General features: G+C 46.6%; 13 protein-coding genes and 1 pseudogene. 10 read left to right on the forward strand and 4 right to left on the reverse strand.

Annotated features, from left to right (window positions below; translation table 11 throughout):
• Positions 1-161: 161 nt before the first annotated feature.
• The 3 genes and pseudogenes from ACXAGQ_RS19275 to ACXAGQ_RS19285 form a co-directional block, all read right to left on the reverse strand.
• Positions 162-437 (reverse strand): sunset domain-containing protein, encoded by a 276-nt coding sequence (locus ACXAGQ_RS19275; protein WP_475256640.1) that lies wholly within the window; start codon positions 435-437, stop codon positions 162-164.
• Positions 414-1,097, reverse strand: a pseudogene (locus ACXAGQ_RS19280) (endonuclease); the annotation flags it as partial. The pseudogene ACXAGQ_RS19280 and the gene ACXAGQ_RS19275, both read right to left, overlap by 24 nt.
• Positions 1,098-1,373: 276 nt before the next feature.
• The gene (locus tag ACXAGQ_RS19285) at positions 1,374-2,405 is read right to left on the reverse strand and encodes an AbrB family transcriptional regulator (RefSeq protein WP_475256005.1); all 1,032 of its coding nucleotides are present in this window, start codon (positions 2,403-2,405) and stop codon (positions 1,374-1,376) included.
• Positions 2,406-2,729: 324 nt separating this feature from the next.
• Between ACXAGQ_RS19285 and ACXAGQ_RS19290 the strand changes: the two genes are divergently transcribed.
• The 3 genes from ACXAGQ_RS19290 (at position 2,730) to ACXAGQ_RS19300 (ending at position 5,481) form a co-directional block, all read left to right on the forward strand.
• Positions 2,730-3,509 (forward strand): transporter substrate-binding domain-containing protein, encoded by a 780-nt coding sequence (locus ACXAGQ_RS19290; protein WP_475256006.1) that lies wholly within the window; start codon positions 2,730-2,732, stop codon positions 3,507-3,509.
• A 275-nt stretch (positions 3,510-3,784) separates the two neighbouring features.
• Complete coding sequence (locus ACXAGQ_RS19295; RefSeq protein ID WP_475256008.1) at positions 3,785-4,720, forward strand: bile acid:sodium symporter family protein; 936 nt, start codon at positions 3,785-3,787, stop codon at positions 4,718-4,720.
• A 164-nt stretch (positions 4,721-4,884) separates the two neighbouring features.
• Positions 4,885-5,481 carry a murein L,D-transpeptidase catalytic domain family protein gene (locus tag ACXAGQ_RS19300; RefSeq protein WP_475256009.1) on the forward strand — a complete coding sequence of 199 codons (597 nt, stop codon included), beginning with the start codon at positions 4,885-4,887 and terminating at the stop codon, positions 5,479-5,481.
• A gap of 80 nt (positions 5,482-5,561) precedes the next feature.
• Here ACXAGQ_RS19300 and rsgA read toward each other — a convergent pair whose 3' ends face one another.
• Positions 5,562-6,605: a ribosome small subunit-dependent GTPase A gene (gene rsgA / locus ACXAGQ_RS19305; RefSeq protein WP_475256010.1), complete on the reverse strand. Its 1,044-nt coding sequence runs from the start codon at positions 6,603-6,605 to the stop codon at positions 5,562-5,564.
• A 463-nt stretch (positions 6,606-7,068) separates the two neighbouring features.
• Here rsgA and ACXAGQ_RS19310 point away from each other — a divergent pair, with 463 nt between their 5' ends.
• From ACXAGQ_RS19310 to ACXAGQ_RS19340, 7 genes are all read left to right on the forward strand, one after another.
• On the forward strand, positions 7,069-8,901 hold the full coding sequence (locus ACXAGQ_RS19310) for an ABC transporter permease (RefSeq protein WP_475256012.1): 1,833 nt from the start codon (positions 7,069-7,071) through the stop codon (positions 8,899-8,901).
• On the forward strand, positions 8,901-10,037 hold the full coding sequence (locus ACXAGQ_RS19315) for an ABC transporter ATP-binding protein (RefSeq protein WP_475256014.1): 1,137 nt from the start codon (positions 8,901-8,903) through the stop codon (positions 10,035-10,037). Before ACXAGQ_RS19310 ends, ACXAGQ_RS19315 begins: the two co-directional genes overlap by 1 nt.
• 35 nt (positions 10,038-10,072) lie before the next feature.
• Positions 10,073-11,182, forward strand: coding sequence for an ABC transporter substrate-binding protein (locus tag ACXAGQ_RS19320; RefSeq protein ID WP_475256016.1), 1,110 nt, complete (start codon positions 10,073-10,075; stop codon positions 11,180-11,182).
• 57 nt (positions 11,183-11,239) lie between these two features.
• Positions 11,240-12,037 carry an inositol monophosphatase family protein gene (locus ACXAGQ_RS19325; protein ID WP_475256018.1) on the forward strand — a complete coding sequence of 266 codons (798 nt, stop codon included), beginning with the start codon at positions 11,240-11,242 and terminating at the stop codon, positions 12,035-12,037.
• 29 nt (positions 12,038-12,066) lie between these two features.
• Positions 12,067-12,675 carry a dual specificity protein phosphatase family protein gene (locus tag ACXAGQ_RS19330; RefSeq protein ID WP_475256020.1) on the forward strand — a complete coding sequence of 203 codons (609 nt, stop codon included), beginning with the start codon at positions 12,067-12,069 and terminating at the stop codon, positions 12,673-12,675.
• A 97-nt stretch (positions 12,676-12,772) separates the two neighbouring features.
• Positions 12,773-13,765 (forward strand): LacI family DNA-binding transcriptional regulator, encoded by a 993-nt coding sequence (locus ACXAGQ_RS19335; RefSeq protein WP_475256022.1) that lies wholly within the window; start codon positions 12,773-12,775, stop codon positions 13,763-13,765.
• 77 nt (positions 13,766-13,842) lie between these two features.
• Positions 13,843-14,160, forward strand: a complete 318-nt coding sequence (locus tag ACXAGQ_RS19340; protein ID WP_475256024.1) for an ArsR/SmtB family transcription factor — start codon at positions 13,843-13,845, stop codon at positions 14,158-14,160.
• The last annotated feature ends 50 nt before the right edge of the window (positions 14,161-14,210 follow it).

The following is a 14,210-nucleotide window of genomic DNA, read 5'->3' on the forward strand; positions in this document are numbered from 1 at the left end:
GCACTTATCACTGTTAGATAGCCAACAACTGCAAATTATGGAATCTCATTTCTCTATTTTGAAGAATATAATACGATGAATTTACAGTTATTCACATGAAAGGGTTGGACTGGGTGGAGGATTGGCTGAGCAAGCACGCTCAGCCAGATTTACAAATAGGATTATGAACAGTTACCCGCTTTGCGATAACCTGCAGATAAAGCTTCTTGCTCTGAATGGAAATTGACAATGTTCTTTGGGCTAACACGATCATAACTCGGGCACCCTGCAGGCAAGTGATATACCTTGCTATTCTTATTCCCCCTAATGAAGCTCATGGCCTCCGAACTATTATTGGCCTGTTTGGCGCTCAAGTCTGTGTTTGTCCCTGCACCACTGTTTTTGTGGCCTACATTCCAAACTGCCTTTCCGGTTACGAACGGGTTATCGTGTCCCATTTGTTTGGCAATGCGTTGGTTACGCTCTAACTCCCACTGCGATACTGGGTACTGTCGGTCCCAGGCCACAAGGATTCGCTGCTGCTGGGTAGACATCGACAAATTATAGCGGTCAAACATGTAGAAGTAAGTTCGGGCAACTTGACCTTTAACTTCATCTCTCGGCTCTGCCAGTCGGCTCTTGAAATCCACTTTGAAATCACATTGACCGTATTGGCTAGCGGGCGCATTGAACTGGCTGAAATTGAAATTTGAACGGTCACCATTTACCTCTCCGATAGAAGGCGTAAGGTTGTGCATATCTGCTTCCATAACAGCAAAAACAGGGTCATTCTTTACGCAGTTTTTACGCCCGCCTTCCTGCCAGCACTGCCTCGCTCGGCCAAAGTTAGAAGCAGGAACAATATGCTCCCATTCGATCCGCTGGGCACGGTTTTGGTTTTTGCGCACTTCGTATCCACAGCTGTCTAAATCAACACGCCCCCCACTTCTCCCCATGAAGGTATAGTTACAACCGCAGTAGAACGTACCGTTCTCTGTTTGGTCAAAGTAGACGTGTTCTTTCGCTAACACTTTGGCATGGCTGAAATTGTTCGGGGCAGAAACAGCGGAAGCTGAAAAAATAAGAGCAAGAAAGGGAAAAAAAATCGTTCTGGTCATGTTCCATGCAACAAAGGTATTGATAAGTCGCACTAGAATGACACAACATTATAGATAATTCGATAGGTAGGTGATTGATACAGTATTGAGTAGCGGCTGCTAAAATCCTACTTTCACGGTTCTGACTAAAATAAAAGCCTATATACCCAAGCTACTTCAAGATGCTGGTTCAACGAGAGTTTATAAGCTTATAGGCAAGGCAAGGCAAGGCTTTGTTTTGAAGGTCTAGTGGCTCTAAATCAAGAAACAATAACGCGGTATAGAAGCTTAGAAAGCTCACCGCTTACTCAACTGTTGCAGCGGTGTTTTACACACACTAGGTAGCATATATAGCAGGCTCAATCGCATCACATGATTAATGGCGACAAAAGCAGGTTCGAGGCCGATGAGTATTGCTACTGCGGTCATAGCTTCAACACTACCGGGTAGCCATGCCAACAGTAACACCTCCCATTCTTTTGCCGTTATAAAGCTAAACAGGATGGCATAACCAATAGTGATCGCTATCCCCATGGTGGTTATAATTAGGCCGGCTCTAGAATAACGTAATGCTTCACGCAGTGTCGTCTCCCCTAGCCTCACACCAATCAACACCCCAAGCATCGAGGTTGCAAACAAAATTAGCTCTTTAGGAACAAACGCAATTGCGCCGCCAAGTAGCCAATTGTTATAAGCCAAGCTGACAAACAGCCCCATCACCATAAAGGGTGCCGGCAGTCCAAGAAAGCCCGTCAACTTGCCAAGTAAAAAGCTCATTGCGCCAATCGCGATCAAATGAAGTGCCCAACTCATGGGAAACACACTATCTTTCGCAATGACTTCTGCACCCTGTGAAGCAATGTAGCCAGCTAATACCACCAACATCAACAGCCGCATGGTATGAGAGACAATGACCTTAGACGATGGCTTTTCCTGCTCCTCGTTTAAAACCAAAATCGCCCCTAGCGCACCAGGAATAGCACCCAATAGAGACTCAAAAGGCCGCCAACCTTCTCGTTTATTCAACCACAGGTAGCTCACCATGGTTTGGGACAACATACAGAGCACCAAACCTATAAACAGCATGGGTGAAAAGGCTGCAACTAATTGGTTTAACTGTACGGTAATCCCAATACTCACGCCCAAGATGATTTGGACGAGCAAAATAACACATCCAGGTAACCTGACTGTTTTACCGGTAATTTTTAAGCATGCAATCACAATGAGGGTGGCCCCAAACAGCTCTCCCATCGGTAGATTGAGGAAGCTAGCAGAAAAAGCTCCAAACAGCCCTACCACCATAATCACAGCCACGCCCATCGATTCCATCCCCGCAAATATTTAGCCAAGCACATTCTGACACAACATAAATTTATCAATAGAATCAACGAATAAAAATGTCATTCTCTTGCTTACATATATAAACATTGATGCAGGTAACATTCAGAGGCGGAATTTAGCTACATACCACCAGAAGACTGTAAATAATATTTTACATAAGACAAAAAACCAAAAAACAGCAGCAATATTGACATTTTGTCTTGCGCTGAGAATCCAGCTCGATTATGTTGTTCTGGAAAACAAACAGAGGCTCACCACGGCCCAGCTATATCTTTTATATGAACTGACATCACACAACATAAGATACCGAACATGAAGCCAAGATTACTTACTACTGCGCTGCTCAGTGCACTTGCCCTTGCTACCTCTTCTGCTTTTGCGGGCGAAACACTTGATCGAATTAAACAAAATCAGGAGATTCGTATCGGTGTAACGGGTGACTATATGCCATTTTCTGAAAAACTCAGTAACGGTAGCTATGTCGGTATCGAACATGATCTTGCCGCCGTTATTGCCGATGAGCTAGGCGTAAAACTCACTCTCGTTCCAACCAGCTGGCCTACGCTGATGGAAGATTTCCAAGCAGGGAAATATGATGTTGGCATGAGCGGCATTTCTGTTACCGATGCACGTAAAGAGTACGCATACTTTTCTACTAGTTACTACAACTACGGTAAAACGCCGATCACACGTTGTGAAGACGTTGAGAAATTTGACTCGTTAGAAGAAATTGACCAACCGGCAACAACAGTGATCATTAACGAAGGTGGTACTAACGCTATATTCGCACGTGCAAACTTGAAACAAGCCAAACTGCATGTCGAGCCAACCAACAAATATGTGTATGACCGTATTCTCGATGGCACCGTTGATTTGATGATCCCTGATTCAGTGGAAGCGGACTACCGTGCCCGTCACCATGATGAGCTGTGCCGTTCAATGCCTGGATTTGAGTTTACAGAATCCACCATTGCTACCATGATGCCAAAAGACGACGAGCTAAAGGCCCGTATTAATGAAGTATTATCTCAGCTAGAGAAAAGCGGTCAGCTAGATAAGATCATCGATAAAAACATGGGTATCAAGATCTAATCACAGTCAATCTAAACCAGTCATAGTGCCACTAAACAGTGGCACTTTCCCGCCCCATCTTTAGCCTCTGCAAAATTAACCACTGCACTTATTGGGTGTACATTAAATATATCTCTACCAACATCCGAAAAATACGGCATTTACAGAACCAAGTGACAACAAGGATAGAATCTATAACCGTATTCCTTTTTCGTCTTTTTTATCAATAAGCTTTATGAAAATATAATTGTCACACATAAAAAATAACCGCACTGTTTTTTGAAAAGGAAGTTGTAATGATGGGAAGGATCACCCAGTTATTTCCCGTATGGGCCATACTCTTTGCCGTATTAGCCTATATATCCCCCGGCTTATTTGTCGGGTTAAAAACCCAAATCGTTCCCTTGCTGACAATCATCATGCTTGCGATGGGCATCAGCTTATCTGCAAGGGACTTTCTCAATGTTGCCCAGCACAAAAAAGCTGTGGGTGTCGGTGTGGTGTTGCAATTTATCATCATGCCCCTGACAGCTTTGCTTATCAGCTTTCTATTAGGATTTAGCACCGAACTGACCGTCGGTATGGTACTGGTAGGAAGCGTTGCTGGGGGAACGTCATCAAATGTTATGGCTTTTCTTGCCAAAGGCAATGTCGCGCTTTCCATCTCAATGACTGCTATATCAACGCTACTTGGCGTGATCCTGACCCCTCTGTTGGTGGAGTTGCTGGTCGGCGAAAGTGTCGATGTACCGGTATCTGCAATGTTGATGAGCTTGGTAAAAATAGTTCTCTTTCCTGTTGGGCTTGGGGTTGTCATCAACACTTTTGCCCATAAAGCTGTTGCCAAGGTGAATGCTTTACTGCCACTTGTATCAATGATCGCCATCGTATTGATTATCGCGATTGTTGTCGCTTTAAACGCCGAAAATCTAAGCCAAGTGGGTCCGATGGTTGCACTGGCCGTGATACTTCACAATGGCTTCGGCTTAACGGCTGGCTACTACTGTTGCCGCCTTCTAGGCTTCAACGAATCAACATGTCGCACAATTGCCTTTGAAGTTGGCCTTCAGAACTCTGGGCTGGCAACCGCACTGGCAATGAAATTCTTCTCTCCAGCCTCTGCCATTGCCGGTACCATTTTCTCGGTATGGCACAATATCTCGGGTTCACTATTAGCGGGTTACTGGGCCAGCAAACAAGATAAACAAGCGAAGGCATCGACTGCTTGTTAACTTTAGTGGCGTAGTGCCTAACGGTACTGCGCCTAATCCTTCTTATAAGATTGACGGCCTTTACAACCTCCCACACAGCTGACCAAACTTAAGTTTTATTAAAAAATGCCAAATTATTGTCGTTTAAACCCAATAGGACTTATCAATAATATTACGAGTAAGATGTGAATACCGTAAATCTTGCTAGAAGGCTTGCCATTATTCTTTTCGTATCTGGTTGTACTGCTCCCCTTCAACATGGAGTCCCAATATCAGAGCATTCTTATTTCAAACCACTATTGATTGAAAAGGCATTATCAAGCTCGGTCAATCACGGCGAGACACCTTCAAAAATAACAATTATCGACTACAGCCTACCATCTGAAATAGAGCGGCTTTTCATTGTAGATATCGAATCTAGTCGAATTACGCACCAAAGCTTAGTCGCCCATGCCAAGCAATCGGGATACCGCTTGCCAACAAGTTTCTCGAATATAAATGGCTCTAACCAATCTTCTCTTGGCCTTTTTAAAACAGGGGAAACGTATTTTGGTATAAACGGCTACTCTCTTCGTATTGATGGTCTTGAAACTGGTATCAATGACAATACCCGGAGCCGCTTTATTGTGGTTCACGGGGCTGAATACGTTAGCGAAGCTTTTATAAACCAAAATGGCACGCTAGGTAGGAGCGAAGGGTGTTTTGCTATTCCGTTTGACGACCTAGAAGATAGTATTAATCGAATTAAAGATAGTAGACTCATCTACGTTTATCATCAGTAGCCCTTAAAATTGATAAAAAGCCCTGCTAAACAACTTAGCAAGGCTTTAAGTTACAACATCATGATATCTCTAAGCTCAGATCAGTAGCCTTTCTTACGCTGCCGACTCTGGCTTTGTACAGAACGATACATTTTCCCCAACTGCTTATCTTTGTCTCTAAGCTGGTTCAAGGTTGCCGTATTTCTGGCCTGCTCTCTCAGTAGCTTGAAGTAGTTCTGCAAACGACGCTCATCTACCTCACCAGTTTCCAGTGCATCTTGAATAGCGCAGCCAGGTTCAGACTGATGCTGACAATCACTAAAGCGACATTGCTGGCTTAATGCTTCTATATCAGCAAATGTTTCAGAAACCCCGCTTTCGCAATCAGTCAATTGCAGTTCTCGCATTCCTGGCGTGTCGATCAACACGGCGCCAGACGGCATGAAGTGCAGTGAACGCGATGTGGTCGTATGACGCCCCTTGCTATCATCCTCTCGGATTGAACCGGTTTGCTGAACCGAGCCACCCATGAGTGCATTCACAAGGGTGGATTTACCCACACCAGACGAGCCCATGAACGCAATAGTTTTACCCGCACGACACCATGCTTCCAGTGCCGTATACGATGAAGAATCAAGGGCATTGATTACTTCAACCATTAGCATGGGATCAAGTGCTTGTACTAGTTCACGCTTGTCGTCACTGTCATCACATAAATCGGCTTTGGTTAACACTATAACCGGTTCGACATTGGCTTCTCTTGCTATCGCTAGATAACGCTCAATACGACTTAGATTGAAATCTTGATTCAAAGAGCACACCACAAACAAAGTATCGACATTAGCTGCAATAAACTGTTCTGCTACTTTAGCTCCAGCGGCCTTACGGCGAAAGAGCGATACTCGCTCTAACAAACGAACAAAGCGGTTGTCACTGTCAATCAGTACCCAGTCCCCTACCGTCATTACCGGTAACGAGTGATGGATATTAAGCGTGACCGAACCCTCCTCTGTCTGCAAGGCGTAGCCATTTCGGTGATGCGCTAAAATACGGGCAATTTTTGCTTGTTCGTAATCTTCAAGTGTTAGTTGCTGTTGAAAAACTGGCTGCCAACCAAGCTGGCTAAGTGTAATAGTAGAATTCATTATTTTCCCCACGCACAAGCCACTAATCAGTTTTGGCTCTGATAATGCGTATCAATGAGAATTTAGGGTCAAATAAATATAGATAGACCCCGGGTTGAATAACACCGGGCAAGAGAAAGGAAGTCGTAAAGCGGTTAGTTCAGTGTCGCTGATGCTTATTCAGTTAATATCAGCTCAAATACGCTTATTGTGTTTGCTTCGCAATCTTTGCCGAGTGGGTGCGTAATACAATCATCTTTATCTCCTATTGTTTTGGTCAATGCAGTGCAAATAATAACAGAACTTTTATAAATGAATAGCCCCTCGGAAAAGGTATTTTTCAATTAGATGACAGCCTGCGCACATTCAGCAACCGTTCAGCTTTTCATTGCAATGTCATCGTTCTTCTATCAAAACAACATAAATCCCTCCTAGTATTCTTCGCCATTGCACAGCTGTGCAAAATAAATGAACGAGGTGTATTTTGAACTCTTTGCCCACAGGGACGGTTGTTTCCAATCAATATTCACGCTGGCTTGCCCTGCGTTATCACTTACAGTTAATGATGCAGACACCGACAACGCTAATTGGTGTTGTACTTGCGGTGATTTTTGCCTATTTCATCGCTGTACCGGTTTTTTCATTGCTGCTGGATGCTTTCCAAGTACAGTTCGGCGATGAAAGGCGGATTGGAGATGTCACCGGAAGCTGGACGGATTACTACATAAACCGTGCGCTGCTGTCCCCTATTTCACAGTCACTATTCTGGCAGCCCCTTTCACACACCATGCGCGTTGCATTGGGTGTTATCGTTATCTCACTTTCGCTGGGTAGTGTGCTGGCTTGGCTAGTAAGTCGCAGTAACATGTTTGGCAAAAAGTGGTTTGCTACTGCGCTGATTGTGCCTTACATGCTGCCGGCTTGGACTTTTGCCATGGCATGGACAACCATCTTCAAGAACCGCTCAACAGGCGGGCAGCAAGGCTGGTTGGAAAGCATCGGAGTACAACCTGCCGATTGGTTGGCATACGGCGAACTGCCGATCATTATCATCCTGTCGCTTAACTATATTCCTTTCGTGATTCTGTTGCTGGGCAATGCGCTGCGCTCGTTTGACACCCAACTTGAAGACTCGGCGCGGATCCTTGGCGCCCCTAGCCGCACCATCACTTTCAAAATCATCATGCCACTGATGCTACCGGCGTTGATGTCTGCCTGTGTGCTTATCTTCGCCAAGGTTCTCGGTGAGTTTGGTGTTTCGTACATCCTTGGCCTACCGGTTAACTACGAAGTGTTATCCACCTCGCTATACCGCAGCATTGAGTCACGCCAGACCGGTGTCGCTGCCGTACTGGCCGGTGCCATCATGTTCTTCGGCATCATTTCGTTGCTGATTGACGCCACCTTGCTAAAAGAAGCCAGGAAGTTTGTCACAGTTGGCAGCAAAGGCGTTATGCACCGCACTAACGATTTAGGCAAATGGCGCATGCCTGCCACTATGCTGGCTGGCGGTGTGTTCCTGATTTCGGTTGTGATGCCAATGCTGGTGCTGTTCCTTTCGACCATTATGAAAGTGCCTGGCAACTTCAGCCTCAGCAACTTCACACTGGATTACTGGATTGGCTCCGGCCTTGAAACCATCGCAGAAAGTAACGGTATCCTGCTAAGCAGCAACCTGTGGAGTGCGGTGTGGAATACCTTGTGGATTGTCGGTATCGCTTCAATTTGTTCGGGCATTCTTGGTTTGCTAGTCGGCTATGTGGTGGTACGTAGCCCGCTTCGTCCGCTGGGTAGTATGCTGCGCCAGATCACCTTCTTCCCATACTTGGTGCCGGGTGTTGCCTTTGCCGCTGCTTACCTCTCTCTGTTCGCAGTCCCACGCGGCCCGATGCCTGCGCTGTACGGTACGGTCACTTTGCTTATCCTGGCCTTGATTGCCGATGAAATGCCATATGCTTCTCGCGCCGGTATATCCGCCATGATGCAGTTAGGTAAAGACCCTGAAGAAGCAGCACAAATGGCAGGCGCTGGTTGGTTTACCCGCATGCACCAAATAGTCATGCCTATTCAAAAAGGCTCGCTGGTTACCGGTATTCTGTTGCCTTTCATTTCTGGGATTAACGGCCTGAGCCTGTTTGTCATCCTCGCTGTACCGTCTACGGATGTATTAACCACCTATGCGCTAAGGCTTATTGATTACAACTACACCCAAGCCTCTAACGCTGTCGTACTGATTATCTGCCTTATTGCTTTTGTCGGCACTTATATCACACAAAAAATGACCAAAACTAACCTTGCAGAAGGACTAGGAAGCTAATGCCAAATATTCATCTAAACAACGTCAGCAAACAATACGAAAAAGGCGCGGCCCCTGCCGTTAATGCCGTTGACCTTGAGATCAATGACGGTGAATTCATGTGTCTTCTTGGCCCTTCTGGTTGTGGCAAGACCACAACGCTGAGAATGATTGCAGGCCTTGAAAACATCTCGGACGGCCAATTAATCCTTGGTGACCAATTAGTTGATTCGAAACAAGATGGCGTTTTTGTTCCGCCTGAAAAACGTAACCTCGGTTTGGTTTTCCAAAGCTATGCGTTGTGGCCACACCTCACGGTCGAGAAGAACATCGACTTCGGCCTGAAGCTACGTAAGGTTGAAAAAGCCGAACGCGAGAAAACAATTCACACTGTGATGGAAACACTTGGAATCGAAAAATACCGTCACCGCTACCCTTCACAGCTCTCTGGTGGACAGCAACAGCGTGTCGCTTTGGCCCGAATGCTGGCTGTTCAACCTGAGATCCTGCTGATGGACGAGCCGCTTTCAAACCTGGATGCCCGCCTGCGTCTTGAAATGCGTACTGAGTTGAAGCGTATCCACAATACATTCAAAACCACTATCGTATTTGTTACTCATGACCAATGGGAAGCAATGGCATTGGCAACCAAGATTGCGGTCATGAAAGACGGCGAGCTGCAGCAAGTCGGTACACCAAACGACATCTACGACCGCCCAGCCAACCGCTTCGTTGCTGAGTTCGTCGGTACTCCACCTATCAACATTATCGAGCTGGACGAAGCCTCGCTGTGTAGCGAGCTTGCCCGCAACCACGTTCGATCTTATGTCGGTCACGATATCCCTGGCGGGTCCATTGGCCTTCGCCCGGAGCGTATGTCAGTCGCAGCGGCAGATGCTGAGATCGATAACCGTGAAGCGTTCAGGCTTCACGCGAAACTAGAAGGTATTTTGCCAACAGGTGGCAGTTGGATTTTGGAATTCAGCGTGGCGGATCACCGCTTACATGTAAACACTCAGACTCCACCCCATTACAAAGAGGGAGAGTCACTTTCATTGGTTATCAGCAATGACAATTTACACCTGTTCGATAACCAAGGTTTAGCGATTGATATGCCGTGCATGTCATCAGCACCTCAACAACAGTTTCAAAAATAACCGCTCACTCGGAGTTAATTGTGAAAAGGACCACCATGAAAACGACAACTTTAGCTGCCACTCTGGCATTGACGCTAACCGGTGCTGTACAAGCGGCCGACAGCAATGATTTTGACCTAAATGCACTGATTGAAGCGGCTCGCCAGGAAGCGCCTATTACTGTTTATGCTCCGTCTGGCAAGATTGTCGAAACAGCAAACAACTTCACCGAAAAATACGGTGTAAAAGCGACAGGTAACAAGGTAAGCAGCTCGGCGCAGGTTGAAATGCTGATCCGTGAATACCGCGCCAGCAATATCCGTGGTGACGTTGTGATCACTGGTGATGCATCGGCAACAATGGCCCAACTTGTCCCGATGGGCGTGGTAGAAAGCTGGGTATCGCCTGTCGTTGCAGAGTCTATTCCTAAAAATGCCAAGAACCCACTAATTGTTTACGGTGACCCAGCGGTTTGGACCTACAACTCTGAAGTACATGACACTTGTCCAGTATCAAACATCTGGGAACTGACAGATGAGAACTGGCAGCGAAAAGTCGCTATTCCAGATCCTCTTAACAAAGCGGCTTACCTAGATTGGTTCAACCAACTTGCCGCACACCATGATGAGGCTGTGGCTGAAGCCTATGAAGCGCATTACGGCAAGCCTCTAGAAACGGATGAAGCATCAGCGACAGCGGCATGGGTGAAAGCATTGGCACAAAACTCCCCGCTTCCAACCGATTCTGATTCTGCAGCCGGTGACGCTGTTGGCGCACCAGGCCAAAAAGACACTTTCATGGGCTTGATGTCGACAGCCAAGTACCGTGATGTTGCCAGCGGCAAAGTCCACCTAGCAATCTGTGAGGGTCTAGAACCGTTTGTTGGCTGGTCAACTCCGGGTTACGGTGTAATGTCTACCAAGACAGAAAGTCCGAATGCGGCGAAATTGTTCCTGCACTTCTTGATGACGGAAGAAGGGATCAGCAACCAGACCGTTGACGGTAAAGTCTCTGGTAACCAAGCCATTGCTCCTCATCCGAAGGAAGCCTCTGGTGTGCAGAAGATCTACAAGCATGTTCTGCAGTACAACGCTGAAACCGGCCTTGATGACTTCGATCACCGCCAAGACTGGGCCGATCTGTGGCGCATTAATTTCTCACGATAACACTTTCATTAAACGCCAGCGGTTGCTGGCGTTTATAACCAATTTTAACAATGACCTATGACATTACTTACTGAAACTTGTCTAGACAATCGATTAGAAACTGCACTTGAGATCGTCCGTGAAGCTGGAGACATTGCCTTAACCGCATTTAATGCAATGACGCCTGAAAAAATTGCCTTCAAAGGGCCGCAAGACTTCCTGACGGAAACCGATCTTGAAGTGGAAACATTGATCCGCAAACGCTTGAGTGACGCTTTTCCTGAAGACGGAATATTAGGTGAAGAAGCCGGTGGTGCCCTACAAGAGAATACGTGGATCATTGACCCCATTGACGGCACTGCCAATTTTGCCCGAGGGATCCCCCACTTTTGTATTGTGCTGGGATTTGTCAGCCAGAACAGAACCCGTATTGGAATCATTTATGACCCTTGCCATAACGAGCTATATGTCGCGCAGGATGGCAAAGGGGCAACATTGAACGACAAGGCAATTAACGTCGCCAGCACATCTTCATTCGCTGCCGCCAACCTCGAATTGGGTTGGAGCCAACGTGTGCCGAATGAGCGCTACTTCACTTCATTACAAGGCTTTTTTGAGCTTGGCGCCAATGTTCGCAGAAGCGCCTGTGGCGCACTAGCCTTGGCATACGTTGCTGTTGGTCGGACTGATGGGTATGTCGAGCACCATATGAACCCGTGGGATTGCCTAGCAGGCTTGCTCCTTGTTAGTGAAGCAGGGGGAGTCAGCAACCCGTTTACCTCTGATTCTAACTGGCCACAAGGCGGGGCCGTACTTGCTAGCACCCCGCAATTTGCTAGAACAATTGCCGATATAACCGAAATTAAAATCAATTAAGACTCAAACATTTTCAAGCAAGGAACACCATGAAGATTGCACCTGTTTACGAACGTGACCCAGCCCACCTTGTTGCGACCAATATTGGCCCAGAAGGCCAAGACCTTTACCTTGGTGGATACGACTCTGCACGCGACCAGGGCCTACAAAAGCAGTTAGGCATTACAACTTTGGTTAACTGTGCGGTAAACCTGGATATCAACTACGTCACCGATCCATACCTTGTTGAAGAGGGTGATAAGCTATCTGGCGGCAGTGGCGTTATTCGTACTTATAAAATGGGTTTAATAGACGGCCCGGGTAACCCACACCATATGATCTTGGCTGGCTATTACCTTCTCGAAGGCGCATTTACCCAGCAACTGCCTGAAAAGCCAAGCTACCCTAACCGCGACCGTGGCAATGTGCTGATCCACTGCCGTGGTGGACGTAGCCGTTCTGTAGCGATTGCTTCGCTATATATGCACCGCAAGCAACCAGAGCAGTATCCAACACTGCAAGCTGCGATTGATGCCGTTCGTGAGAGACGAGATCTTCGCCCTGACGAATGGTTTGAAACGCCTAAGCCAAGCTTGATTGAAGCAATAGAAAAAGCGAACCAGATGCTTAATCTACTTGAAGAGCATGGCTTTGGCTGAACCTTGGCTGCATTAAGTCAATACGCTTAACTACCTTGTTATACAATGCCTGCGCTTGCAGGCATTACCGATTTAGGAATAAACAGGACAGATATTTATGGCTGGTACTGGAAACCGTTTTGTTAGTGCACAACAAGTCGCCGAATTTGCTGGCGTTTCACGCTCAGCCGTCTCAAGGACGTTTACCGAAGGGGCCAGTGTTTCCCCTAAGACCAAGGAAAAGGTGCTAGCGGCAGCGAAGGAACTCGGTTATCACGTGAATCACTTAGCCCGTGGCCTTCACGACACCAGCAATATTGTCAGCCTGATCACCACGGATATCAGTAGCCCATTCCAATCTGCCTTTATTGATGAACTGACCCAGCAATTGCAAAAAATTAATAAAATTGCGCTTGTGGTCAATACCAAGGGCAGCGATGAGGATGTCGATACAGCGCTAACACAAACGCTCAATTTCAGGGCCGAGGCCTCTATTGTTCTTTCCGGCCAACCACATAAAGACCTTATCGATAAATGTATAGCCAATGGTCAGCATGTCATCCTGGTTAACCGTAATCAAATTCACGACAATGCCTATAACATTCGACTAGACAACCATGCCGCCGCCTTTGAGGCATTGGCAATCCTCCAGCAACAAGGATGTAAAAATCTCTTGCTGGTTAATTCTGATATTGGCTCTCCCGGGCTAGTGGCAAGGGAAAAAGGGTTTGTTGAGGCCGCGAACAAAGCCGGGTTGTCAGTGAATGTGGCCCGTTTTGGTGATACATCTTATGAGTCGGGGAAACATATTGCTAAGAACCTTAAAGAGATACCTGATGGTGTCTTTTGCGTTACCGATCTACTCGCCTGTGGTTTTATTGACGGCTTAAAGCAACAAGGTATAAAGATCCCTCAACACACTGTCATCATTGGCTTTGATGATATTAACCAAGCGAGCTGGGAGGCTTATCAGCTAACAACATTCCGACAGCCATTAGCAACGATTTCTCAGCATATTATTCGCTGTTTGCAGGCAAATCACTCAGAGCTCAATGGTGGGTTTACCTACACCCTTGAACCTGTGTGGCGAAAAACCACCCGGCACAGGTAAGATTTCATAACGTCAGGGTGGCGGACAGAGTATTGTTCCAGTAATATCGAATTAAGATTCTTTTTGGATGACCAATCATGAATATCGAAGTTGTCGCAAAGGCGCTCAAAGAGCTGGGCCACCCTACCCGTCTAAGCATTTATAAAGCTGTTGTCCGTGCAGGCTATCAAGGTACACCTGTCGGAAGCTTGCAGGAGAAGCTTGGCATACCGGGGTCTACGCTTTCTCATCATATATCCAGCCTAGTGTCAGCTGGTCTTCTTTCCCAACGCCGTGAGGGTCGTACCCTTTACTGCGTAGCTGAATACGAGCAGCTTGACTGCGTTATCGGTTTCCTAAAAGACGAATGTTGTGTTGATGAGGAAGCTCCCGAAGAAATTGCGGAGCAAAAATAACAACCCCCAAATAACAACCCAAAGTAGTATCCAAAAAAAAGCCCTCAACT

This window comes from Photobacterium sp. ABD4_091 (genome assembly GCF_056160145.1).